We start from the raw sequence: 24217 nt of genomic DNA on the forward strand, positions 1-24217 counted from the left end.
ACATTAATCGTATTGAGTCTCAGGGTTTTGCCATTATGGCGATGAATAACGGCGACTCCAGAAACCGCTGCAACCAAGCCTGCAACCGCGGATAGGGAGCCCGTCCAAACCACTCCCGATCCACATGCGCAAACTGCCGCACAAACGGTGCCAGTGCCACATCCGCCAGGCTCAAGTGCCCGGCCAGCAAATACTCGCGCTCCGCCAGCAACTCTTCCAGCTTCGACAAAAACACCTCACCCTCGGCCCGATAGTGCTCCATCGGCTGCTCCGGATAACGCTCGGCATACTTGTATCGATTCAATTGATGTTTGAAGCCCTGATCGTTCTCGTCAATCAGCGCCTGCGTCGCCTCATCATCCCCAAGCAACCAACCCTCAGGATCGTTCTGCGCCAGGGCCCAGCGCATGATCGCCAGGCTTTCATCGATCACCCGGCCATCCACACTCAGCACCGGCACCGTGCCCTTGGGCGATAACACCAGCATTTCAGCCGGCTTGGCCTTGAGGCTGACCTCGATGATCTGCACCGCCGCCCCCGAATACCGCAAGGCCATCCGCGCCCGCATCGCATACGGGCAGCGGCGGAATGAATACAACACCCCCTCGCTCACTTGACCTCCAGGGTGCTCAAGCCATTGCCTTGGCGCTTGACCTGAATCTGCACCGGAATCCGCTCGTGCATTTCCTGTACATGGGAAATCACCGCCACCTTGCGGCCCTGGGCCTGCAAGCCGTCGAGGGCATCCATCGCCAGTTGCAGCGACTCGGGATCGAGGCTGCCAAAGCCTTCATCGATAAACAGCGACTCAATCTTCAACGTACTCGACGCCATCGACGCCAGGCCCAAGGCCAGGGCCAGCGAGACGAGGAATGTCTCGCCCCCCGACAACGAATGCACCGAGCGCAGTTCGTCGCCCATCTCCGTGTCGAGCACCAGCAGGCCGAGCATGCTGCCGCCGCGTTTGAGGCGGTAGCGGCGCACCAGTTGGCGCAGTTGCACGTTGGCGTGGTGCACCAGCAGATCGAGGTTGTAGGCCTGGGCGATCTTGCGGAAGGTATCGCCAGTGGCCGAACCGATCAGCGCATTCAGGCGTGCCCAGCGCTGCCATTCCTCGTAAGCCTTGGCGATCTCCGCCGCCAAGGCCTGGTTGGCATCCTGGCGGCGCTGGTCGTCGGCCTGTTGGGCGCGCAGTTCGGCGCAGTGTTTTTCGCCAATGACCAGCGCGGCATTGAGTTCGGCCAGGGCGCTGTCCAGTTGCTCGGCTTCAAGGTTGCCATTGTGCAACGCCTGGTGATCCTTGAGCCGCTGTTCGCGTTCTTGCAGCAACACCTTGGCTTGTTCGACGGCTTTTTCGCTGTGTTGCAGTTGCTGGCGTAACTCAACCACCTGCGGCTCATCGAAGGCCACCAAGCGGGCCAGGCCTTCGTCATCGAGTTCCGGGTGCAAGGCACGCCAGTCGCTGAGGCGCGTAGTGAGGGCCGCGTGTTCGGTTTCCAGAGACTGTTGGCGCTCTTGCAGCGACTTGAGGTTGGCTGCTACTTGGATCAACTGGTTGCGGGTGTCCTGCAACTGCTGGTTGGCCTCGGACTCATGCTGGCGCGCCTGGTCGACGGCCTGGTCCAGTTGCTGCTGCCAGTGCTCGGCGCTGGGGGTTTCGCCCAGCAGGCCGGCGAGTTTCTCCTCGGCGGCGTGTTGCAGGGCGCTTTGTTCGGCGAGCTGTTTTTGCAAGGTCTCCAACTGCTGCTGGCGATGTTGCTGGCGGTCCTGTTCTTTCTCGATGGCTTGCTGACGCTGCAGCTGCTCGGCCAATTCTTCCTTTTGGTTATCGAGCTGTTCCAGGCGTTGGCTGACCTGCTGGTCGAGCAGCATGAAGGTCGCCGCCGGCTCGCTGCGCAGGCCGTCGAGGGTCTCGCTCGGCAACAGGCTGGCGAAGGCGTTGAGTTCTTCGTCCAGGCGTTCGCGGTCGTTGGACAGTTCCCGTTGCTGGTCAATCAGTAACTGGCGCGCCTGTTGGCTGGCGTCCTGAGCGGCTTGCAGTTGTTGCTGCATACGCCCGGCGTTTTGTTGCAGGTTGAGCAGGGCGCCTTGGCGTTGTTCATCCTGGGTGAGGCTCTGGCTGAGCTGGCTCAGTTGTTGGGCAAGCCAGGCATCACGCTTGGCCGCGTCTTGGTTGAACAGCGAGGCCGACAGCGGATGGGCTTCAAGAGCGGGCAGCAAAGCCTGCAACTGGCTGGCGAGTTGCTCTTGCTGTTGCAGGAATTCCTTTTGCTGGGCGATCAGGCCGCCGACTTCGCCGCGCAGCTCGGTGAGTTTTTCCTTGAGCACGTCCACGGCTTGCTGCGCGCTGGCTTCTTCGCTTTCGTCGTGGCGGGTCAGGCTTTGCAGCATCGCTTCGGGGTGGTGATACGGGTGCTCGACACTGCCGCACACGGGGCATGGTTGATCATTCTGTAACTGGCCGCGCAATTCCTCGACACTGGCACTGCGGGCCAAACGCTGACGTTCCAGCAGGTGCTTGGTGACGGTCAGGGTCTGTTCGGCGACGGCCAGATCAGCCTTGGCTTGCAGGCCGCTCTGGTTCAACAGTTCACGTTGTTGCTGGGCGAGGGCCTGCTTTTGCGTCAGGGCCTGGCTTTGAGTGTCCAGTTGCTGATGGCTGTCCCACAGCCGCGCCAGGTCTTCAAACGCGCGATGTTGCTTGCGGTTGTCCTGGAGCAGGCTGCCCAGCAACTGGATCTGCTCGGCCACCGCATGGGGTTCGGCGCCGGCTTCGTGGTACAGCAAGTCCAGGGCTGCGCGTTGCTCGGTCCACTTTTCACCAAGGCGGGTGGCGCGCTCTTCCAACTGCGGCAGTTCAGCCTGGCCTTTATTGAGGCGATTGCCGATCAGCATCAGCTGTTGCAAGCGGTCGCGGTAGGCGTTCCATGCATCGCTCAAGGGGGCGAGTGCGGCACTGCGCTCAAGTTCTGCGGCCAGCCGGTGCAGGCGCTCGGCGACGAGTTTTTGCTTGTCGAGCAAGCCGGTCAACGCAGCCTGGCCTTCCACGCAGGCGGCTTCGCCCAACTGTTTTTCTTCGCTGCGCCTGGCCAGTTCACGGGTCAAGTGGGCGAGGGTGGTTTGCTCCTCGAAAGCCTGACGCAGCAGGGGCACCGCATCGGCTTGTTGTTTCAGGGCCTGAGCGAGAGCGATTTGCACCTCAGCCTGCTGCTGTTGCAGTTGGGTCTGGCGGGTGTGCAGCGCGGTTTGTTGCTCAAGGTGCTGCTGGATCTGCGCGGCGAGGGGCTGCAACTGCGTGGTCAGTTCAGCCTGACGCGTGAAGTGATGACGTTGCGGTGCCAGTTGCTCCAGGCGGCTGAGGTCCAGGCGTTGTGGGCCCAGGCTTTCCCAGTGTTGCTGGGCCTGCTGCAGTTGCTCGACCGCGCCTTGTTGGCGCTCCTGCCATTCCCGCAGTTCCTTGAGCCAGGTGTGCTGCAGCTCAAGCTGCTTGAGCTGCGCCTGCTGGGTCTTGAGCTGCTGCTGGGCGGCAGTCAGTTGTTCGTCCAGCTCAGCGCGGGCTTCAGGGGCCAGCGGGGTGACGCCGGTGGCCTGGTCTTGCAGGTGTTTGTGGGCGTCCCGTGCATCCTTGGCCTTGTCGAAGGCGCGGCGACCGAGTTGGGTATAGAGCGCGGTGTCGGTGAGCTTTTCCAGCAGTTCGCTGCGCTCATTGTCGTTGGCTTTGAGGAAGGCGCTGAATTCACTTTGCGCGAGCAATACCGCGCGGGTGAACTGCTCGAAGTTCAGGCCCAGGGCCAGTTCCAGCTGGGTCTTGTATTCGGTTTTCTGGCTGGCCAGCAGTTGCTCGCTGTCCAGGTCGATCAAGCTTTGCCGGCTGGCTTGCAGCTTGCCGCTGGCCTTGTCCCGGGCGCGGTTGGCTTCCCAGCGGGCGCGGTAGCGACGGCCGCTGACGCCGACAAAATCCACTTCGGCATAACCGCCGCCAGTGCCCCGGCGAATCAGGGTGCGTGGGTCACCGATGGAAATATCGGTGTCGGCATCCGGCATTTTTGCCTGGCCGGTATCCCCCAGGCGTGGCACGGCGCCAAACAGCGCCAGGCACAGTGCATCAAGCAAGGTACTTTTACCGGCACCCGTGGGCCCGGTAATCGCGAACAGCCCGGCACTGGCCAAGGGCTCGGCGGTAAAGTCGATTTCAAACGGCCCGGCCAGGGAGGCAAGGTTTTTCAGGCGAATGGCGAGGATCTTCATGGCTGTTCGCCCTCCTGTTGCACTTCCTGGAGCAGCACGGCGAAGTCCTTCAGGGTCTGTTCGTCCACTTCACTGCCGTAACTTTCCTGCCAGGCGCGGCTGAACAATTCCTGGGGCGTGAGCTGGTCGAGTTCGATCAGGCGGTCTTCCTGGCTGTCTTCACGGCCTCCGCTGCCTGCGTATTCAGCGGCGATGCGCACCAGGCGCACGGCCTTGCCTTGCAGGGCGTTTTCCACTTGCTGGCGCAGGTCGGGTTGCGGCTCGTCGAGGCGCACCCGCACTTCCAGCCACGGTTGGCGCTGGGTTTCCGCCAGCAGGTCGATGTCGGGCAGCTCGGCCAGTTGCTTGAGGATGTCGGCCAGGGGGGCGGCTTCCAGACGTTGCAAGTTGACCGAGCGCGGGATCAGGCGGGATTCGACGCTGACCAGGGTTTCGCCGTCCAGTTGCACATCGAGGATCTGGTGCTGGTAGCCGATTTCCGAAAACGACAGTGGAATCGGCGAGCCGCAGTAGCGAATACGCTCCTCGCCATTCACCCGCTGGGGTTTGTGCAAATGGCCGAGGGCCACGTAGCTGACGCTGGCATCAAACAGGCTGGCGGGCAGCGCTTCGGCATTGCCGATGATCAGGCTGCGCTCGGAATCTTCCGACACCGAACCGCCGGCCATGTGCGCATGGCTGATGGCAACCAGTGCCTGGCCCGGTTGGCGCTTGGCGTTGGCAGCGGCGATGAGCCATTCATGAACCTGGCCGATGCCCCGCAGGTAATCGTCCCCCAATTGCGCGCCGGTCACTTCGGCCGGGCGCAGGAAGGGCAGGGCCAGGCACCAGCCGGCGATTTCACCGTCGGCACTGGGCAACGGAATCAGCAGGCGTTCGACATCCAATTGCCCGTCATCCAGCCACAGCACCCGGCCCAGGGCGTGGGTACGCAGGCGGCGCATCAACGGCGCCGGCAGTTCGATGCGCGAGCCGGAGTCGTGGTTGCCGGCGATCATCACGATGGTCAGTGCGGGGTTTTGCTCGTGGGCGCTGATGATGAAGTCATACAGCCGCTCCTGGGCCTTGAGCGGCGGGTTGACCGTGTCGAAAATATCGCCGGCGATCAGCAGCACATCCGGGCGATGCAGGCCCAACTGGCCCAGCAGCCAGTCGAGGAAGCAGGCGTGTTCGAAGTCGCGTTCCTGGCCGTGCAGGTTTTGCCCAAGGTGCCAGTCGGAGGTGTGAAACAGACGCAAGGCGATCTCCGTAAAAAAGAGGGTGACCGCTCAAGACAGGGTGGCGGTACGCATAACCGCCAATTCTACTGTGCTAATGCTTAAACATCCCGCATCAAAAGCCCGAATCTCAGGTCCATTTCCGCCGGGATCGGCAGATACACCGTATGGCCGTCGCCCGGCGCCACCTCGATAGCCTCGCCCTTGGCGTTGTGCAGCGTGGCCAGGTCAAAGTGGAAATTCCCCGTTGGGGTCATCAGTTCCAGGTGATTGCCCACGGCAAACCGGTTCTTCACCTTGACCTCGGCCAGCTCGCCGCGCCGTTCACCGGTGAGCTCGCCGACGAACTGCTGACGTTCAGACACCGAGCTGCCGTTTTGGTAGTTCTGGTATTCAGAATGCACGTGTCGGCGCAGGAAACCTTCGGTGTAGCCGCGCTGGGCCAGGGATTCGAGGTTGGTCATCAAACCCCGGTCAAAGTCGCGCCCGGCCACTGCGTCGTCGATGGCCTGGCGATACACCTGGGTGGTGCGGGCGCAGTAGAAGTGGGATTTGGTGCGACCTTCGATCTTCAGCGAATGCACGCCCATGCGCGTCAGCCGCTCGACGTGCTGCACCGCCCGCAGGTCCTTGGCGTTCATGATGTAGGTGCCGTGCTCGTCTTCGAAGGCGGGCATCTGCTCGTCAGGGCGGTTGGCCTCCTGCAACAGGAACACCTGGTCAGTGGGCGCGCCGAGGCCCAGGGTCGGCTCGGGCACGTACTGCTGAACGATGTCGCCAACGGCGTTTTCCACCGCAGGTGTGGCCTGGTATTTCCAGCGGCAGGCGTTGGTGCAGGTGCCTTGGTTGGCGTCGCGTTTGTTCATGTAGCCCGACAGCAGGCAGCGCCCGGAATAGGCCATGCACAGCGCGCCGTGCACAAACACTTCCAGCTCCATGGCGGGGACGTGCTGGCGGATTTCCTCGATCTCCTCCAGCGACAGCTCCCGGGACAGGATGATCCGGCAGATGCCTTGGGCCTGCCAGAACTCGACGCTGGCCCAGTTCACCGTATTGGCCTGTACCGACAGGTGGATCGGCATGTGCGGGAAGTGCCGGCGTACCAGCATGATCAGGCCCGGGTCGGACATGATCAGCGCGTCCGGGCCCATGGCGATCACCGGGGCGAGGTCCTTGAGGAAGGTTTTCAGCTTGGCGTTGTGGGGCGCGATATTCACCACCACGTAGAACCGCTTGCCCTGGGCCTGGGCTTCCTGGATGCCGAGGGCGAGGTTGGCATGGTCGAACTCGTTATTGCGCACCCGCAGGCTGTAGCGCGGTTGCCCGGCGTAGACGGCATCGGCGCCGTAGGCAAAGGCGTAACGCATGTTTTTCAGGGTGCCGGCGGGGGCGAGCAGTTCGGGGGCGATAACGGGAGGCATGGGTTCGGGTCGCAAAAGGGCGGCAGGGTAGCCGGGGCGAGCACGGGGTTTATTGATCCAGGTCTAATAAGTAGGGCACTCGCGGGATTTGCAGCGGACTAAACATCAAGGCGCACATGAGCGTCTGGTGTTTTAGACATGGATCGGACATGAACCAAACCAACTTGCAATTCAAAACCCTGCTGTTACTGCTCGCCCTGGTGACCATCGCGTTTATCTGGATTTTGCTGCCGTTCTACGGCGCGGTGTTCTGGGCGGTGATCCTGGGGATCATCTTTGCGCCCATGCAACGGCGCTTCCAGCAACGTTTTGGCTGGAACCGCAACTTCACCTCCCTGGCAACCCTGACGGTGTGCCTGGTGATCGCGATTTTGCCGGTGATCATCACCAGTGCCTTGCTGGTGCAGGAGGGCGCGACGCTTTACAAGAACGTCGAGAGCGGCAAGCTCGACGTTGCCGGTTACATCGAGCAGTTCAAGAATTTCCTGCCACCGTATTTCCAGCATCTGCTGGACCGCTTCGGCATGGGTAACCTGGAAGGCCTGCGGGAGAAGATCGTCAAGAGCGCGATGCAGGGCAGCCAGTTTTTTGCGACCCAGGCGTTCAGCTTCGGCCAGGGCACGTTTGATTTCCTGGTGAGCTTTTTCATCATGCTGTACTTGCTGTACTTCCTGCTGCGCGACGGTCCGGAGCTGGTACGCAAGGTGCGCACCGCCGTGCCGCTGGCCGAACCGCAGAAGCGTCGCCTGCAATTGAAGTTCAACCGGGTGGTGCGGGCCACGGTGAAAGGCAACGTGCTGGTGGCGGTCACGCAAGGGGCGTTGGGTGGTTTGATTTTCTGGTTTCTGGACATTCCCAGCGCGTTGCTCTGGGCGGTGTTGATGGCGTTTCTGTCGCTGCTGCCGGCGGTGGGCGCGGGGATTGTGTGGGGGCCGGTGGCGGCGTATTTCCTGCTCAGCGGGTCGACCTGGCAAGGCGTGGTGCTGGCGCTGTTCGGGGTGTTTGTGATCGGGCTGGTGGACAATGTGCTGAGGCCCATCCTGGTGGGCAAGGACACCCGTATGCCGGATTACCTGATCCTTATCTCAACCTTGGGCGGCCTGTCGATCTTTGGCCTGAACGGGTTTGTCATCGGCCCGTTGATTGCTGCGTTGTTCATGTCCAGCTGGGCGCTGTTTGTCGAAACCAAACCGCGGGTTCAATTGCCTTAGGCATGAAAACAATGGGCCATCCTGACCGACAGGGCCTGGGCGGCTGGCAACGAGGTGAGTGGGCCGCTGATGGGTTCGCCATCGCGTACCAGGTACCAGCAGGCGAGCAAACCCAGCTCCCGAAGAGGGGCGGGAACGGCACTGCCGATAACGGACATGATTTGAATAGTGGGCATGATGACCTCCAAGACGCTATGGAGGTGACATTACGGTGTGCAGGCCTTAAGTGAAAATTAACCCGCTCGATAGTCGACATCACTGTTATCGAGCGATCAATCAGTCGACAACCTGGTCGAGCATGTGCACCACTTCCTGTTCACTGAGCAGACCCTTGCGCACCAGGTTTTCCGTCAGCAAGGACAGGAACTTGGCGTTGCGATGGCCTTCCAGGGCCTTGAGTTCGGTCAGTACGCTATAGACCTTGCTTGAGGTGCAGAGGCCGGCGGTGCGATGGGGGTTTTGCGTGGGCATGGTCAATCGTCCTTGTTGTTATTGACTGGACAGTGTTGATAGTGGAGGCCTTTTAAGACACAAACATGACAGCGCAGACCCGGTTCGGGCAAGCGTCAATTGAGATCAATGATGTGGGATTTGGCCACAGCCATTGTCCTTATTACGACCTTGGCGAGATTTATTCAGACCAACAGGCCAAAAAAAGGCCCCGCTTTTAGGGCGGAGCCTGTTCAGGTGTGTCAGTTCATGCTTACCAACCGCGACCATAATAGCCGTGTGGAGGGCCGTAGTAGCCGCGCGGTGGGCCGTAATAGACCGGTGCCGGGCGGTAATAAACCCGTTGCTGCACATACACCGGCGGTGGCGGTGCGTAATAGACCGGCGGCGGAGCGGCATACACCGGCTGCGGCTGGACATACACCGGCTGTTGCACGTAGACCGGTTGCTGCTGGCTGGCAACGATCGAGCCGCCTACCACTGCACCGACAACGGCCCCCAGTGCAAGCGGAGCACCCCAACCACCACCGTGGGCGGAGGCTTGTCCTGCTATAGCGAGTGCGCCGATAAGCAAGGCGATCTTGGGGAGTTTACGAATCATGGTCATTCCTCGGTTAGCCCCAGCGCTCATGGTCTGCAATCAATAGACTCAAGGATTGTCGCGGGGATACTTTTAAGACAGCGTATTTCTAAAAAACAGCACGGCCTATAGGTAAAGGTTGTGTAAGGTCTGTATCGGTTGGCTTACACAAGCGGCCGGGCACAGTGCGTATGATCCACGACAACCCGCCGGCGCGGGTATTCCGTCTATCCGAAACCGCCTCTGGAAGGGCTTCAAGGAGTTACCGATGCAGATGAACCCCAACAAGGACACCCAACTGTGCATGTCACTGTCGGCGCGCCCCGGGAACTTTGGCCTGCGTTTTCATAACCACCTGTACGAGCAGTTGGGGCTGAATTTCTACTACAAGGCCTTCAGCAGCCAGGACCTGCCAGGCGCCGTCGGTGGCATTCGTGCGTTGGGCATTCGTGGGTGTGGCGTGTCGATGCCGTTCAAGGAGGCGTGCATTGCCCTGGTGGACGAGCTGGATGATTCGGCGCGGGCCATTGCGTCGATCAATACCATCGTCAACACCAATGGGCATTTGAAGGCCTACAACACCGACTACATCGCCATCGAGCAACTGCTGCGCAAGCACGAAGTGCCCAAGGACTCGACTTTCGCCCTGCGCGGCAGCGGTGGTATGGCCAAGGCGGTGGCCAGTGCGTTGCGCGATGGCGGTTATGCCAAGGGCGTGATTGTGGCGCGTAATGAAGTGGCGGGCCGGGCACTGGCCCAGAGCCTGGGGTATGAGTGGCAGGCGCAGTTGGGTGCCTTGCGCCCGCAGATGCTGGTCAACGTGACGCCGATTGGCATGACCGGAGGGGCGGAAGCAGATCAGTTGGCGTTTGAGGCTGATGCCATTGATGCGGCCGAGACCGTATTCGATGTGGTGGCGATTCCCTCGGAAACGCCGCTGATCCTGCGCGGCCGCGACCAGGGCAAACGCGTGATCACCGGTTTGGAAGTGATCGCCATCCAGGCCTTGGAGCAGTTTGTGCTGTACACCGGCGTACGGCCGACGGATGCGCAGTTTCAGGCGGCGGTGGCGTTTGCGCGAAGCTGAGCATCGCCGCTGACTGTGTGGCGAGGGAGCTTGCTGTGGATAGGGAGCTTTTGTGGCGAGGGAGCTCCCTCCCTACCAAAGCTCACTCACCACAAACATTACTCTAGCCGCGAAAGGCGCTCTTCCAGCGCCACAATCCGCGCTTCCAGCTCTTCGATACGCTCCAGGGAAACCCCACTTCCCGCACCACGCTCCACCGGGTTCCCACGCGCCGCCAGGATCGCTTCAATATCCGCCGGGTCACCCAAGGCGTGCATGTACCGATCTTCCCGCTGCCCCGACTGACGCGGCACCAACAACGCCAGCCCACGGGCAATCAGGCGTTCCAGTTGATGCACCACTTGCTCGGTGTCTTCAAATTCGTGCATGCGCCCGCTGCGGGTCAGCAGTTCGTTGACCGTCTGCGGCCCCCGCAGGAACAACAGCCCACTGAGAATCACCTGGGCCGGCACCAGTTCCAGGGCCTTGTCCACCCGATGCTCCCAGCGGTCGGCGCGGCTGCCCATCACCAGCCGGGTAAACCCGCGACCTTCCAGGGCCCGCAGGCTCTGGCCGACCTGGCCCTGGCTGAGGTTCATCACCGGTTCGCGGCTGGTTTTCTGGTTGCAGGCGATCACCAGCGCGTTGAGGGTCAACGGGTAGGTTTCAGGGCTGGTGGCCTGTTTTTCGATCAGGCAGCCCAGGATGCGGATTTCCGTGCTGTTCAGGCGCGGCTCTTCGGAAGTGGTGTCGTGCTCGGTGGTCATCGCGCTTTCCCTAATGCAGTGAGCCCACTAGCCTAATCCTGAAAAAATAAAAGACAAGCGGCGCTGGCGGCCGGCATGTCTATAATCGCCGCTGTTTCAAACCCTGCCACAACTGTCGAGACTGTCATGACTATTTCCCTGTACGCCGCTTCCCTCCCGGTCTTCAAGCAAATGCTCAACGCCCTGAGCGATGTGCTGAACAAGGCCGAAGCCCACGCCACCGCCAAGAACATCGACCCGAACGCCTTCCTGCAAGCACGCCTGTACCCGGACATGTTCCCGCTGGTGCGTCAGGTGCAGATCGCTGTCGACTTCGCCAAAGGCGTTTCTGCCCGCCTGGCTGAAATCGAAGTTCCGAAATACGACGATACAGAAGTGACCTTCGCCGACCTGCAAGCGCTGATCGCCAAGGTACTGGCGTTTATCGACACCATCACCCCGGCTCAGGTCGACGGCAAAGAAGGCATCGAAATCATCACCCGCCCTGGCACGCCGAAAGAGAAGCGCTTCAGCGGCCAGTCGTACCTGCTGAGCTACGGCCTGCCGCAGTTCTTCTTCCACGTCACCACCGCTTACGCCTTGCTGCGTCACAACGGTGTGGAAGTGGGCAAGCGCGACTACATGGGCGCGTTCTAAGCCTTAAGTCGTAAAAAGCCCGGGGCAGTTCATTCACGAACCGCCCCGGGCTTTTTTGTGCGCCTAAGGTTTACGCGGTCTGTTCTTCTTTGCCCAGGCACGCAGCAGCGGTGAACAGCACGTCGGTGGACGAGTTCAGCGCGGTTTCCGCCGAGTCCTGCAAGACACCGATGATGAAGCCCACGGCTACCACCTGCATCGCGATTTCGCTGGGAATGCCGAACAGGCTGCATGCCAGAGGAATCAACAGCAGCGAGCCCCCGGCAACCCCCGACGCGCCGCAGGCGCACACTGCAGCGACTACGCTGAGCAATATGGCGGTGGGGATGTCCACGGCAATGCCCAGGGTGTGCACGGCGGCCAGGGTCAGTACGGTGATGGTGATGGCCGCGCCGGCCATATTGATGGTGGCACCGAGGGGGATCGACACCGAGTACGTATCTTCATGCAGGCCCAGGCGCTTGCTCAGCGCCAGGTTGACCGGGATGTTGGCTGCCGAACTGCGAGTGAAGAAGGCGGTGATACCACTTTCCCGCAAGCACATCAGCACCAGCGGGTAAGGGTTGCGGCGCAGTTTCCAGAACACGATGGCCGGGTTGATCACCAGCGCGACGAACAGCATGCAGCCGATCAACACCAGCAGCAGGTGCGCGTAGCCCAGCAGGGCGCCGAAGCCGGACGTGGCGAGGGTCGAGGCCACCAGGCCGAAGATCCCCAGGGGCGCGAAGCGGATCACCATGCGCACGATCAGCGTGACGCCGTTGGACAGGTCTCCCAGCACGGTGCGGGTGGTGTCGCTGGCATGGCGAATGGCGATGCCCATGCCGATGGCCCACGCCAGGATACCGATGAAGTTGGCATTCATCAGCGCGCTGACCGGGTTGTCCACCACGCTGAGCAACAGGCTTTGCAACACGTCACCGATGCCGCCGGGAGGACTGATGGCCACATCGTGAGTGGCCAGTACCAGCGAGGAGGGGAACAGCGTGCTGGCGATCACCGCGACCACGGCGGCAGAAAAGGTGCCCAGCAGGTACAGGAACAGGATCGGCCGGATATGGGTTTCCTGGCCATGCTTGTGGTTGGCAATTGAAGCCATCACCAACACAAACACCAGGATGGGCGCGACGGCCTTGAGCGCCGAGACAAAGACCTTGCCGATAAATCCGGTGGCTTGTGCCACGTCGGGTAACAGCAGGGCCAGCAGGATACCGGCGATCAGGCCGATGACGATTTGGGTGACCAGGCTGATAGACATCAGGCGTTGAAAGAGGGAAGGGGCAGCAGTCATAAAAGGGTTGTCTCTAGTTTTTTTAATAGATGCAGCTAGGCAGCATGAATCTGGCAGGGGCGAAGTCTAACATCTGTAGGAAACGTCTAATCCGGGTGCGGCGTTCCGTCGCCACGCTGCTACACATTCTGTTAACATTGCCCATCCTCTTATTTCCTCTCTATCAGCGGGCCCTCCGGGCTGTCGTTGATGTCGCTGTTTTCTGGAGTTTTTGATGTTGTTTCCGATCCTGCTGCTGTCGGCGGCCGGTTTTACCGTGCTGACCACAGAGTTCATCATTGTGGGCCTGTTGCCTTCCATCGCCCGGGACCTCGACGTGAGCGTGTCCCAGGCCGGGTTGCTGGTGACGTTGTTCGCCTTTACCGTGGCGGCGTTTGGCCCGTTCCTGACCGCGTATTTCGCGCGGTTCGAGCGCAAGCGGCTGTTTATCACGATCCTGATCATGTTCGGCCTGGCCAACACCCTTGCAGCAGTGGCCTCGAATATCTGGGTCATGTCCTTGGCCCGGTTGATCCCGGCGCTGGGATTGCCGGTGTTCTGGGCCCTGGCCAGCGAGACGGCGGTGGACATCGTCGGGCCGGATTTCGCCGGCCGCGCGATTGAAAAAATCGGCTTCGGCATTGTGTGCGCCACGGTTTTCGGCATCCCGGTGGGCACGCTGATTTCCGATATGTTCGGCTGGCGCACTGCCTTCGGCATTCTTGCGGTGGTGGCGTTCGCCAAGGCGTTGCTGCTGTTTATCTACCTGCCGAAGACCCGGGCGAAGAACGACCAGGTCAGCTTGCGCTCCCAGTTCAAGATCTTGCGCAGCCCGCTGATGCAGGGCCATATCCTGCTGTCGATCCTGGTGTTCAGCGGGATGTTCACCGCCTATACCTATCTAGCCGACATCCTCGAACGCCTGGCGGGTTTTGACGGAACCCTGGTGGGCTGGTGCCTGATGGGCTTTGGCGCGGTCGGCCTGATTGGCAACTCCTTGGGCGGGCGCATGGTCGACCGGCATCCGCTGATCGCGTCGATGGTGTTCTGCGGCTTCATGATCGCGGGCATGGTGGCGCTGGTGCCCGCCATTCATTCCACCATCGGATTGGCGGCGGCGATGGCCGTATGGGGCGTGACCCAGGCGGCGCTGTTTCTGGTCAGCCATGTGCGGCTGATGAAGGCCGCACCCCATGCGCCGGCGTTTGCCGCCTCGCTGAACATCGCCGGGGCCAACCTGGGGATTGGCCTGGGGGCGTTGGTGGGCGGTCACGTGATCGACACCCTGGGCCTTGGCAGCCTCGGGTTTGCTGCGGCTGGCTTTATCCTGCTGTCGATCCTGCTGGCGCTGTGGCTGATGACCGCCAAGACCCGCGCCATCTGCGCCTGATTCCTCAGGGCAGGGCCGTAAACAGCTCCCGTCTCGCACCTTCGGTAATCGCCACGATGCCGGGGTGCTTGACCTTGCGCTCTACCGAGATCGCATAAAACGACTCGGTCACCGCATCCGTCTGGCCGATCAGCACCACGCCATATTGGCGTTCCACCTCATCGGCAATCACGCTGGGTGCGATAAAAATCCCGCTGCCGGATTGGCCAAAGGCCTGCATCAACGCACTGTCGTCAAACTCCCCGACAATCCGTGGCTGGATCTGCTGCTCGGCAAACCAGCGCAGCAAACGGCTGCGCACCACCGTCTCCGCGCCCGGAATCAACAGCGGCGCGCCCTGCAGGCACTGTGGGAAATCGCCGTGATGCTGGTCAGCCAATGCCTGGGTCGCGAAAAAACTGATCCCGCATTCCCCCAGCTTCTGGCTGTAGCCCTTGATGTCCAGGTGCGGCGGCATCGGGCTGTCGGAGATCACCAGATCCAAGCGCTGGATCGCCAGGTCCGCCAGCAAGCGCTCGAGTTTGTCTTCACGGCAGGTGATGCGGATCGGCTCGCTCAATTCCATGGTCGGCGCAATCAGCCGGTAGACGATGGACTTGGGCACCACATCCGCCACGCCGACCCGGAACAGGATCTGCTGCTCATTGGGCTGGGTGCGCAACATGGCTTCAAGCTCATTGCCCAGCTGGAACATCTGCTCGGCATAGGGCAGCGCCTGGCGCCCGGCTTCGGTCAGCTCCAGTTGGCGCCCAACCTTCTGAAACAAGGCCACGCCGAAGGTCTGCTCCAGCAGGCTGATCTGCCCGCTGATGGTCTGCGGCGTGAGGTTCAGTTGCTCACAGGCGCGCACGATGCTGCCGGTCTTGGCGACGACCCAGAAGTAGTGCAGTTGTCGGTAATTGAGCATGGCAGTCAACACTTCGTGAAAACCGAAGTATAAACGAAAAAAATACGAATTTTACTGAAGTGTTCGCCTGCATAGAATGCGTCGCTATCGAGGGGCCACTACTTGGACCCGACGGTTCTAACGAGGAACGCATCATGAAACTCAATTCCCTGGGCGCAACGGCGTTACTTGGGCTTTCATTAGTCATGCTCAGTGGCTGTGACCAAGCGGAAAAAAGCGCGCAACAACTGCTGGGTAAAGCCACCGAGTCGGCCAAGCAAGTGATTGACGACACCCACCAGGCCGCCGAACAGGCGTTGAGTGATGCGACCAAGGGCTTGATCGCACCGCCGGAAGGCAAGCAGGACAAGCAGGACAAGCAGGAACAGCAAGACAACAAGCCTGAATCCACCTCCCAAGAAACCTGATACCCGCACATCACACCAGGACTGACCTATGGAATACCTTTTACAACTGGCCGCTAGCCCGACCGCGTGGATCGCACTGGCCACCTTGATCGTCATGGAGATTGTGCTGGGGATCGATAACCTGATCTTTATCTCGATTCTCACCAACAAGTTGCCGTTGCAACACCGGGCCAAGGCCCGTCGCATCGGCATCAGCATGGCATTGATCCTGCGTCTGGGCCTGTTGAGCACCATCGCCTTTATCGTGCAGCTGACCGCGCCGGTCATCGACATCCTGGGGCAGTCGTTCTCCTGGAAAGACATGATCCTGATCGCCGGTGGCCTGTTCCTGGTCTGGAAGGCGACCACCGAGATCCATCACAGCATGGACCCCGAAAAGGAGCACGTGGACACCGGTGCGCCGAGCGTGACCCTGGGCTTCGCTTCGGCCATTGGCCAGATCCTGCTGCTGGACATGGTGTTTTCCATCGACAGCATCATCACCGCCGTGGGCATGACCGAGCACTTGCCGATCATGATCATTGCCGTAGTGGTCTCGGTAATCGTGATGTTGGTGGCGGCTGAGCCGTTGGCCAAGTTCATCAACGATAACCCGACGATTGTGATGTTGGCTTTGGGCTTCCTGATCATGATCGGTATGACGCTGATCGCCGAAGGTTTCGGCGCCCATGTTCCAAAAGGCTATGTGTATGCGGCCATGGCGTTCTCGGCGGCTATCGAGTGCCTGAACATGATGCGACGCAACCGGCATAAACGCCTCGCTGCCAAACAGTAAACGCTGTCAAGAAAGGCCGGCTGCGCTCATCAGAGCCCAGCCGGCCTTTTTGCTGCCTGGTTCCCGCTGAATCGTCCATGTATGTAGGAGTCGTCTGTTAAGATTCTTCGCCTTGACGTTTTGAGGTGCCTTCATGAACGAGCCAATTCGCCTGACCCAATACAGCCACGGTGCTGGTTGCGGTTGCAAGATTTCACCTCAGGTGCTGGAAGTGATACTTGCCGGCAGCGGTGCGCAAAACCTTGACCCCAAGCTGTGGGTAGGCAACGCCTCCCGTGATGACGCTGCTGTATATGCCATCGACGACGAGCGCGGCGTGGTGTCTACCACCGATTTTTTCATGCCGATTGTCGATGATCCCTTCGACTTCGGCCGTATTGCCGCCACCAACGCCATCAGCGATATCTACGCCATGGGCGGCGATCCGTTGATGGCCATCGCGATTCTCGGCTGGCCGGTCAACGTGCTGGCCCCGGAAATTGCCCGGGAAGTGATTCGCGGCGGTCGTTCCGTGTGTGATGCTGCCGGGATTCCCCTGGCCGGTGGCCACTCCATCGACGCCCCCGAGCCGATCTTCGGCCTGGCTGTCACCGGGCTGGTGGAAAAACGCCACATGAAGCGCAATGACACCGCCACCGCCGGTTGTCAGCTGTACCTGACCAAACCCTTGGGCATCGGTATCCTCACCACCGCCGAAAAGAAGGGCAAGCTGCGCGAAGCCGATGTGGGCCTGGCCCGTGACTGGATGTGCACCCTCAACAAGCCCGGCAGCCGTTTTGGCAAGCTGGCCGGTGTGACGGCCATGACCGACGTCACCGGTTTCGGCCTGTTGGGCCATCTGGTGGAAATGGCTGACGGCAGCAATTTGACTGCCCGCATCCAATACGAAAAAGTCCCACGCCTGCCCGGGGTTGAGTACTACCTGGAGCAGGGCTGCGTGCCTGGCGGCACCTTGCGCAACTTCGACAGCTACGCCAGCAAGCTGGGGCGCCTGAACGAACTGCACAAACGCGTGCTGTGCGACCCGCAAACCAGCGGCGGCCTGCTGGTGGCGGTCACGCCCGAGGGCAATGCCGAATTCCTCGCCGTGGCCGCGGAACTGGGCCTGGACCTTGAACCTATCGGCGAACTGGTTGAGCGACAGACCAACGCGGTAGAGGTGTTCTGATGCCCATCGACATCACCGATTACCGCGACATCTTTCTCAACGACCGGCCGATGATGGATACCCGCGCGCCGATCGAGTTCAGCAAGGGCGCGTTTCCCGGGGTGGTCAACCTGCCGTTGATGACCGACGACGAGCGCCAGCGAGTGGGCACCTGTTACAAGCAGCAGGGACAGCAGGCGGCCATTGTCCTCGGTCACGAACTGGTGTCCGGGGCAATCAAGGCCGAACGTATCGAACACTGGGCGCGTTTTGCCCAGGCCAATCCTGATGGCTTGCTGTACTGCTTTCGCGGCGGGATGCGTTCGCAGATTGCCCAGCAATGGTTGAAAACCGAGGCGGGTATCGACTATCCGCGAGTGGGCGGTGGCTACAAGGCCATGCGCACCTTCCTGCTTGACACCGTTGAAAGCGCCACCGCGCAATGCGACTTCGTATTGCTGGGCGGCATGACCGGCACCGGCAAGACCGAAGTGCTCGGCCAGTTGAACAACGCCCTGGACCTGGAAGGCCACGCCAACCATCGCGGTTCCAGCTTCGGCAAGCGCGCCACGGCGCAACCCTCCAACATCGACTTCGAAAACCGCCTGGCGGTGGACCTGCTGAAAAAGCGTGCTGCCGGTATCGAGCAGTTCGTGGTCGAGGATGAGAGCCGCATGATCGGCAGCTGCGCCCTGCCATTACCCTTGCACAAGGGCATGCAGGGCTTTCCGATGGTCTGGCTGGAAGACAGCGTTGAAGGCCGCGTGGAGCGCATCCTGAAGGATTACGTGGTGGACCTTTGCGCTGAGTTTTTCACGGTGTTTGGCGAGACTGGCCAGGAACTGTTCGCCGAACGCCTGACCCAGAGCCTGGGCAATATCCACAAGCGCCTGGGCGGCGAGCGGTTCGCGCGGTTGCACGCGATCATGCAGGGCGCATTGGCAGAGCAAGCCCGCAGCGGCGCGGTGGATTTGCACCGCGGCTGGATCGAAGGGCTGTTGCGTGAGTACTACGACCCGATGTATGCGTTCCAGCGGGAAAGCAAAGGCGCACGCATCGAGTTTGCGGGAGAGCAAGCGGCGGTGGTGGAGTATTTCCGGGACAGGCTCGCTCGGCGTAAGTAATTGATTGAGTTCGCCGGCCTTTCGCGAGCAAGCCCGCTCCCACATTCGACCGCATTTATCCTGTAGGAATGCAGTCAACATGTGGGAGCGGGCTTGCTCGCGAAGAGGCCCTCGAATTCACCCAATCACTACAGGATAAAAGCCCCGATCAGCCCACACACCACCCCCATCAGCATCGTCAGCCCGGCCACGGTCACCAGCACCCGCGCATCGAAGTCCTTACGCAGCATCAGCAGCGATGGCAGGCTCACGCTCGGCAGGGTCATCAGCAAGGCCACGGCCGGGCCGGTGCCCATGCCGAGGGTCATCATGGTCTGCACGATGGGGATTTCGGCGGCGGTCGGAATCACGAACAACGTGCCGACAATCGCCAGCGGCACCAGCCACACCAGGCTGTTGGCCATGGCGCCGTCAACGTGGGGAAACAGCCAGACCCGCGCCGCGCCGAGGATCAGCACCGCCAGGATGTACACCGGGATCGTGCTCCAGAACAGCTGCCACAGGGTGCGCAGCCAGCGGGTCAGGAACGGTTCGGTTTCGGTGAGGCTGGCCTGGGCCACGGCGTCGAGCGCGGCTTCCGGTACCTGCTCCGGCCGCGCGATGCGTTGCGCCACTAGCGAAACACCCACTACCAGCACGATCCCGGCCACCAACCGCAGCGCGGTAAAGCCCCAGCCAAGCACAAAGCCCATGAACACCAGTGTCGCCGGGTTCAGCACCGGGTTGGCAATCCAGAACGCCAACGCCGCGCCCACCGACACCTTCTGCCGACGCATACCGGCCGCCACCGGAGCGGCGCAGCAACTGCACATCATCCCCGGCAGGGCGAACAGCCCGCCACGCAGGGTAGATCCCAGCCCGGCACGGCCAAACAGGCGCAGCAGCCAGTCCCGTGGGATCAGCACCTGCAGTAATGAGCCGAGAATGACCGCCAGCACCGCAGCCTTCCAGATCGCCAGGAAATACACCTGGGCATAGGCCAACGCGGCGGCCAGTGGCGCGCTTTGCTGGTCGTTGAGAATTGAGGCGCCGATGCTGTGGTTGTCCGCCGCGATAAACGCTTTGGCGTAGTAGGGCGACCACTTCACGTAGTAGAGGCCGATGCAAGCCACCAGCAGGAACAGCGCTGGTTTCCACCAGAAGGACCAGCCCCGGGCGGGCTGGGTGGAGGAGAGGTTGGACATTTCGATGATCCGCAGATGAGTCAATAGCGCAGCATCATACGCTGTGGGACCTAAATATCGGCACTCACCTGTGTGGCTTCCGGGCAAGTCTGCTGGCCGTTATCTAGCCCTTGCTTGTAATTGCGGCTCAGCATCGTGGCCTTGCCGTTGTGCCAGGTCAGGGTCAACACATACAAGGTATCGAAATCACTGCCGGACCAATCGTCGGTAATCACGTGTTTTTCACCCACCGCTTCACTCGCCACCTTGTTGATCAGGTCTGGCAGGTAGCCGTGGGACCAGGCGGTATAGATGATGGCGTTGTGGTACTTGTCTTCCACCAGTTCGTCAGCAAGAGCGCTGGTGTCATTGGCCGAAAACTTTATGTTCACCGGCAACCCGAGCTTGATGGCGCTGGGGCTGATGGTCATCAATGGGCGGATGTAGCTGTAGGAGTTGTCTTTCTCACCTTCCTCGACATTGCGGGTCGGGTTGGGCGCGAACACGAAGTTGGCCTTGCCGAATTTTTCCGGCAGGACGGTGGCCAGGTTCATGGCACGGTTCAGTCCCTGGCAATTGAGTTGGCCAAGGCCGCCGGCCGGTTTTTCGCCGTGGCGCAGGAACACCAGGGTTTGCACACCGTCGACTTGCTGGGCGCGGCTGATCCGGGATTCCAGGGTAAGGCCGACTGCGGTGCTCACCAGTAATACCGGCAGCAGGATGTAGGAGTAGCGTTTGAAGCGTTTCGCAAGGCACAGAGGCTTGATGGTCATGAAAGTTCTAAGTCTCGGTGCAGGGATTCAGGGCAAGCAAGCCCAGCCATCGGGCGCTCTCTAAGAGTCTCCCCAGGCAGTTTGGTTCGTTTCGTGGGGGAGATGGGGCGGCATCCTTGCCGTGTGCAGGAGATTAACCAGTAGATGTTGCTGAATTAAGACGGATGCACGAGAGACGCCGAACCACTACTCTCCTACTTTTACCAGGAGTCGCGCGATGAACTCACTTTCAGACTTCCCCATCACCGCCAAATGGCCAGCCCGGCATCCCGAGCGCCTGCAGCTCTACTCTTTGCCGACGCCCAACGGGGTGAAGGTGTCGATCATGCTGGAGGAACTCGGGCTGCCTTACGAGGCGCACAAGGTCAGCTTCGAGACCCAGGACCAGCTCTCCGCCGAATTCCTGTCGCTGAACCCCAACAACAAGATTCCGGCGATCATCGACCCCCATGGCCCCGGCGGACAGGCGCTTGGGTTGTTCGAGTCGGGCGCGATCCTCATTTACCTTGCCGAGAAGAGCGGCGAATTGCTGCCCGAAGACCCGGCAATGCGTTACGAGACGATCCAGTGGCTCATGTTCCAGATGGCCGGTATCGGGCCGATGTTCGGCCAGGTGGGGTTCTTCAACAAATTCGCCGGCGCGGCCTATGAGGATAAACGCCCGCGTGACCGCTATGTCGCCGAGTCTCGCCGCCTGCTGGAGGTGCTGGAAAAACGCTTGCTGGGCCGCACCTGGATCATGGGTGACGAGTACAGCATCGCCGACATCGCCACCTTCCCGTGGGTGCGCAACCTGATTGGCTTCTACGAGTCCGGCGACCTGGTGGGCATTACCGACTTCCCGAACGTACTGCGGGCCCTGGACGGGTTCGTCGCCCGGCCAGCGGTGATCCGTGGCTTGAACATCCCAGCATAAGGACCGGCATGGCCTCTTTCGATTTCAAACAACTGGACGTTTTCAGCGGCGTGGCCCTCAAGGGCAACCCGCTGGCCGTGGTGCTGGGCGCCGACAGCCTGAGCGACCAGCAAATGGCGGATTTCGCCAACTGGACCAACCTCAGTGAAACCACATTCTTGCTCAAGCCCCGTGATCCACGGGCAGACTACCGAGTAAGAATTTTTACCACCCTGCAGGAATTGCCATTTGCCGGCCATCCGACCCTCGGCAGTTGCCATGCCTGGCTGCAGGCCGGTGGCCAACCCGCTGGCGAGGAGATCATCCAGGAGTGTGAAATCGGCCTGGTGCGCATCCGTCGCCAGGGAGGTGAACTGGCATTTATCGCGCCACCGCTGCTGCGCGCCGGCCCGCTGGAGAGTGAGTTGATTGAGCGCGTGCGGCGGGGGTTGGGCCTTGAACCCGGGGCGATTTTGCGTAGCCAGTGGGTGGATAACGGTGCGGGTTGGCTGGCGGTCATGCTGGAGGACCGGGAACAGGTACTGGCGCTGCGTCCGGATTACTCGCAGTTGCAAGGGCTGGCCGTGGGCGTGATCGCCCCGTGGCGCCCCGGGCGGGACGGTGACGAGGCGCAATTTGAAGTGCGGGCCTTTATTGCCGGCGATGGAGCCCCGGAAGACCCGGCCACCGGCAGCCTGAACGCCGGTGTTGCCCAGTGGCTGCTGGGGGAAGGCCTGGCGCCCAGCCGCTATGTGGTCAGCCAGGGCACCGCCATGGGCCGCGCCGGGCGCATCCGCGTCGAACAGCATGGCGAGGAAATCTGGGTCGGCGGTGCGGTTGCCGTTTGCATTGACGGACGTCTACAGCTCTAGATCAATGCAATTGTTACCGGGTCTGCAATAAACTGTTCTGCACTTGGCGTTTGTGCTCTGCGGTGCACGAGGCATAAGCTTTCGCCCCTATGTTTTTTCGGCCTGCCTTTTTCAGGAGCATCAATGTCCAGCCAGTTCCCCGAAGCCCGTCCACGCCGCCTGCGCCGCTCTGCGGAGTTGCGTGGCCTGTTCCAGGAAACCGAATTCACCCTCAATGACTTGGTGCTGCCGATCTTCGTTGAAGAAGAAATCGACGACTTCGTGCCGATCACCAGCATGCCCGGGGTGCAGCGCATTCCCGAGTCGAAGCTGGCCGGCGAGATCGAGCGCTATGCGAAAGCCGGGATCAAGTCGGTGATGACCTTCGGTGTGTCCCACCACCTGGACGCCTCCGGCAGCGACACCTGGCAAGAACGTGGCCTGGTGTCGCGCATGTCCTCGATCATCAAGGACGCGGTGCCGGAAATGATCGTGATGTCCGACACCTGTTTCTGCGAGTACACCGACCACGGCCATTGCGGCGTGATGCACGGCGCCGAAGTCGATAACGACCGCACCCTGGTCAACCTCGGCAAGCAAGCCGTGGCCGCCGCCCGTGCCGGTGCTGACGTGATCGCGCCGTCTGCCGCGATGGATGGGCAGGTGCAGGCCATTCGCCGGGCCCTGGATGAAGCAGGCTTCAGCCATATCCCGATCATGGCCTATTCCACCAAATTCGCCTCGGCCCTTTACGGCCCGTTCCGCGAAGCCGGCGGCAGCGCGCTCAAGGGCGACCGCAAAAGCTATCAGATGAACCCGATGAACCGCCGCGAAGCGGTGCGTGAGTCGTTGCTGGATGAGCAGGAGGGCGCAGATGCGCTGATGGTCAAACCGGCCGGCGCGTACCTGGACATCATCCGCGACATCCGCGAAGCCTCGCGCTTGCCGGTGGCGGCATACCAGGTCAGCGGCGAGTACGCGATGATCAAGTTCGGTGCCCAGGCGGGCGCGATCGATGAAGCCCGCGTAGTGCGGGAAACCCTGGGGTCGATCAAGCGCGCTGGGGCAGACTTGATCTTCACCTACTTTGCGATGGACCTGGCGCTCGCCGGGATCTAAGTAACCTGTGGCGAGGGAGCAAGTTCCCTCGCCACAAGAAGCCTGTTCGCGGCTGCTTGCACCTTAGCGCTGGGCAAACGCCAGGTTCAGCCCCAACCCCGCAAACGCCGCTGCAAAACTGCGGCGCAGCCAGTTCTGCACGCGTGGCGATTCGATCACCGCGCGGCGGAACACATTGGCCAGCAGGCCATAAATCACAAACACCGCAAACGTCATCGCCATGAACACACTGCTCAGCAACAGCATTTGCAGGGCCGGTGCGCTCGTGCCCGGGGTGACGAATTGCGGCAGGAACGCCAGGAAGAAAATCGTCAGCTTGGGGTTCAGGATATTCAGCAACAGGCCCCGCACCATCAGGCTACGGGCGCTGGAAATCGTCGGTGCGTCGTTCATGGCAAAGGCCGAGCGGTCCCGCCAGGTGGCGTAGGCGAGGTACAGCAAGTAGGCGGCGCCGGCATACTTCAGGGCTTCGAACGCCAGGGCACTGGTGTGCAGCAGGGCGGACAGGCCAAGTACCGAGGCCAACAAGTGCGGGACGATCCCGGCGGTGCAGCCCAGGGCGGCGAACACACTGGCGCGCTTGCCGGCGGTCAGTCCGGTGGACACGGTGAAGATGACGCCGGTGCCGGGAATCAGCACGACGATCAGGCAGGTGATCAGAAAGTTCAGGCTAAGCATGGCATCCAAACTCCTTGTAGGAACGACGGGTGCCTGATCCTTTCACGTCCTGGTTTTTTTGGCGAGAGCAGCAGGTCGGCGAACCCCGGTTAGACTTACCGGTCGATATCTGCCAAGACTGG

General features: G+C 61.3%; 24 protein-coding genes. 11 read left to right on the forward strand and 13 right to left on the reverse strand.

What is annotated here, in order from left to right:
* Positions 1-19: 19 nt before the first annotated feature.
* The 4 genes from K0H47_RS16065 to yegQ all read right to left on the reverse strand — a co-directional run bounded on the left by K0H47_RS16065 (position 20) and on the right by yegQ (position 6886).
* Positions 20-613: a glutathione S-transferase gene (locus K0H47_RS16065; protein WP_219273193.1), complete on the reverse strand. Its 594-nt coding sequence runs from the start codon at positions 611-613 to the stop codon at positions 20-22.
* Positions 610-4248: an AAA family ATPase gene (locus K0H47_RS16070; protein WP_219273194.1), complete on the reverse strand. Its 3639-nt coding sequence runs from the start codon at positions 4246-4248 to the stop codon at positions 610-612. The genes K0H47_RS16065 and K0H47_RS16070 overlap by 4 nt, the downstream gene beginning before the upstream one ends.
* Positions 4245-5486: an exonuclease SbcCD subunit D C-terminal domain-containing protein gene (locus K0H47_RS16075; RefSeq protein WP_063031283.1), complete on the reverse strand. Its 1242-nt coding sequence runs from the start codon at positions 5484-5486 to the stop codon at positions 4245-4247. The genes K0H47_RS16070 and K0H47_RS16075 overlap by 4 nt, the downstream gene beginning before the upstream one ends.
* A gap of 80 nt (positions 5487-5566) precedes the next feature.
* A complete protein-coding gene (yegQ, locus tag K0H47_RS16080) occupies positions 5567-6886 on the reverse strand; it encodes a tRNA 5-hydroxyuridine modification protein YegQ (protein WP_219273196.1) in 1320 nt (439 codons plus the stop codon).
* 149 nt (positions 6887-7035) lie between these two features.
* On the opposite strand from yegQ, the gene K0H47_RS16085 reads away from it, so the two are divergent.
* The gene (locus tag K0H47_RS16085; protein ID WP_063031278.1) at positions 7036-8097 is read left to right on the forward strand and encodes an AI-2E family transporter; all 1062 of its coding nucleotides are present in this window, start codon (positions 7036-7038) and stop codon (positions 8095-8097) included.
* Here the strand turns inward: K0H47_RS16085 and K0H47_RS16090 are convergent.
* The 3 genes from K0H47_RS16090 to K0H47_RS16100 all read right to left on the reverse strand — a co-directional run bounded on the left by K0H47_RS16090 (position 8094) and on the right by K0H47_RS16100 (position 9154).
* Positions 8094-8273 (reverse strand): hypothetical protein, encoded by a 180-nt coding sequence (locus K0H47_RS16090; protein WP_017475504.1) that lies wholly within the window; start codon positions 8271-8273, stop codon positions 8094-8096. The two genes, K0H47_RS16085 and K0H47_RS16090, sit on opposite strands and share 4 nt — an antisense overlap.
* A gap of 100 nt (positions 8274-8373) precedes the next feature.
* Positions 8374-8568 (reverse strand): hypothetical protein, encoded by a 195-nt coding sequence (locus K0H47_RS16095; protein ID WP_003211226.1) that lies wholly within the window; start codon positions 8566-8568, stop codon positions 8374-8376.
* 232 nt (positions 8569-8800) lie between these two features.
* Positions 8801-9154 (reverse strand): hypothetical protein, encoded by a 354-nt coding sequence (locus tag K0H47_RS16100; RefSeq protein ID WP_017475503.1) that lies wholly within the window; start codon positions 9152-9154, stop codon positions 8801-8803.
* A gap of 241 nt (positions 9155-9395) precedes the next feature.
* On the opposite strand from K0H47_RS16100, the gene K0H47_RS16105 reads away from it, so the two are divergent.
* Positions 9396-10214 carry a shikimate 5-dehydrogenase gene (locus K0H47_RS16105; protein ID WP_063031275.1) on the forward strand — a complete coding sequence of 273 codons (819 nt, stop codon included), beginning with the start codon at positions 9396-9398 and terminating at the stop codon, positions 10212-10214.
* A gap of 98 nt (positions 10215-10312) precedes the next feature.
* Here the strand turns inward: K0H47_RS16105 and K0H47_RS16110 are convergent, their stop codons facing one another.
* Positions 10313-10960, reverse strand: a complete 648-nt coding sequence (locus tag K0H47_RS16110) for a YceH family protein (RefSeq protein WP_063031273.1) — start codon at positions 10958-10960, stop codon at positions 10313-10315.
* 126 nt (positions 10961-11086) lie between these two features.
* Between K0H47_RS16110 and K0H47_RS16115 the strand changes: the two genes are divergently transcribed.
* The gene (locus tag K0H47_RS16115; protein WP_003211233.1) at positions 11087-11596 is read left to right on the forward strand and encodes a DUF1993 family protein; all 510 of its coding nucleotides are present in this window, start codon (positions 11087-11089) and stop codon (positions 11594-11596) included.
* Positions 11597-11666: 70 nt separating this feature from the next.
* On the opposite strand, the gene sstT is transcribed toward K0H47_RS16115, so the two are convergent.
* Entirely contained in the window at positions 11667-12887 is a 1221-nt protein-coding gene (gene sstT / locus K0H47_RS16120) for a serine/threonine transporter SstT (protein ID WP_063031271.1), read from the reverse strand.
* Positions 12888-13101: 214 nt separating this feature from the next.
* Here sstT and K0H47_RS16125 point away from each other — a divergent pair, with 214 nt between their 5' ends.
* Entirely contained in the window at positions 13102-14256 is a 1155-nt protein-coding gene (locus K0H47_RS16125) for an MFS transporter (RefSeq protein ID WP_218263439.1), read from the forward strand.
* Between the two features lie 4 nt (positions 14257-14260).
* On the opposite strand, the gene nhaR is transcribed toward K0H47_RS16125, so the two are convergent.
* Entirely contained in the window at positions 14261-15163 is a 903-nt protein-coding gene (gene nhaR, locus K0H47_RS16130; protein WP_063031267.1) for a transcriptional activator NhaR, read from the reverse strand.
* Between the two features lie 134 nt (positions 15164-15297).
* Here nhaR and K0H47_RS16135 point away from each other — a divergent pair, with 134 nt between their 5' ends.
* The 4 genes from K0H47_RS16135 to mnmH all read left to right on the forward strand — a co-directional run bounded on the left by K0H47_RS16135 (position 15298) and on the right by mnmH (position 18616).
* Positions 15298-15570, forward strand: coding sequence for a hypothetical protein (locus tag K0H47_RS16135; protein ID WP_177026281.1), 273 nt, complete (start codon positions 15298-15300; stop codon positions 15568-15570).
* Between the two features lie 28 nt (positions 15571-15598).
* Positions 15599-16345 carry a TerC family protein gene (locus K0H47_RS16140; RefSeq protein WP_093198453.1) on the forward strand — a complete coding sequence of 249 codons (747 nt, stop codon included), beginning with the start codon at positions 15599-15601 and terminating at the stop codon, positions 16343-16345.
* A 133-nt stretch (positions 16346-16478) separates the two neighbouring features.
* Entirely contained in the window at positions 16479-17513 is a 1035-nt protein-coding gene (gene selD / locus K0H47_RS16145; protein WP_063031261.1) for a selenide, water dikinase SelD, read from the forward strand.
* Positions 17513-18616: a tRNA 2-selenouridine(34) synthase MnmH gene (gene mnmH, locus K0H47_RS16150; protein ID WP_219273198.1), complete on the forward strand. Its 1104-nt coding sequence runs from the start codon at positions 17513-17515 to the stop codon at positions 18614-18616. Before selD ends, mnmH begins: the two co-directional genes overlap by 1 nt.
* Positions 18617-18744: 128 nt before the next feature.
* Here the strand turns inward: mnmH and K0H47_RS16155 are convergent, their stop codons facing one another.
* Positions 18745-19800 (reverse strand): permease, encoded by a 1056-nt coding sequence (locus K0H47_RS16155; protein WP_063034003.1) that lies wholly within the window; start codon positions 19798-19800, stop codon positions 18745-18747.
* 50 nt (positions 19801-19850) lie between these two features.
* Positions 19851-20552: a hypothetical protein gene (locus tag K0H47_RS16160; protein ID WP_063031257.1), complete on the reverse strand. Its 702-nt coding sequence runs from the start codon at positions 20550-20552 to the stop codon at positions 19851-19853.
* Between the two features lie 217 nt (positions 20553-20769).
* Between K0H47_RS16160 and K0H47_RS16165 the strand changes: the two genes are divergently transcribed.
* From K0H47_RS16165 to hemB, 3 genes are all read left to right on the forward strand, one after another.
* Positions 20770-21468 carry a glutathione S-transferase N-terminal domain-containing protein gene (locus tag K0H47_RS16165; protein ID WP_177070139.1) on the forward strand — a complete coding sequence of 233 codons (699 nt, stop codon included), beginning with the start codon at positions 20770-20772 and terminating at the stop codon, positions 21466-21468.
* A gap of 8 nt (positions 21469-21476) precedes the next feature.
* Positions 21477-22319: a PhzF family phenazine biosynthesis protein gene (locus tag K0H47_RS16170; RefSeq protein ID WP_219273200.1), complete on the forward strand. Its 843-nt coding sequence runs from the start codon at positions 21477-21479 to the stop codon at positions 22317-22319.
* Positions 22320-22442: 123 nt separating this feature from the next.
* Positions 22443-23417: a porphobilinogen synthase gene (hemB, locus tag K0H47_RS16175; protein ID WP_017475488.1), complete on the forward strand. Its 975-nt coding sequence runs from the start codon at positions 22443-22445 to the stop codon at positions 23415-23417.
* A gap of 63 nt (positions 23418-23480) precedes the next feature.
* Here hemB and K0H47_RS16180 read toward each other — a convergent pair whose 3' ends face one another.
* Complete coding sequence (locus tag K0H47_RS16180; RefSeq protein WP_177026277.1) at positions 23481-24095, reverse strand: LysE family translocator; 615 nt, start codon at positions 24093-24095, stop codon at positions 23481-23483.
* Positions 24096-24217: the final 122 nt, after the last annotated feature.

The organism is Pseudomonas sp. Xaverov 83, from assembly GCF_019352905.1.
GTDB classification, from domain to species: domain Bacteria; phylum Pseudomonadota; class Gammaproteobacteria; order Pseudomonadales; family Pseudomonadaceae; genus Aquipseudomonas; species Aquipseudomonas yamanorum.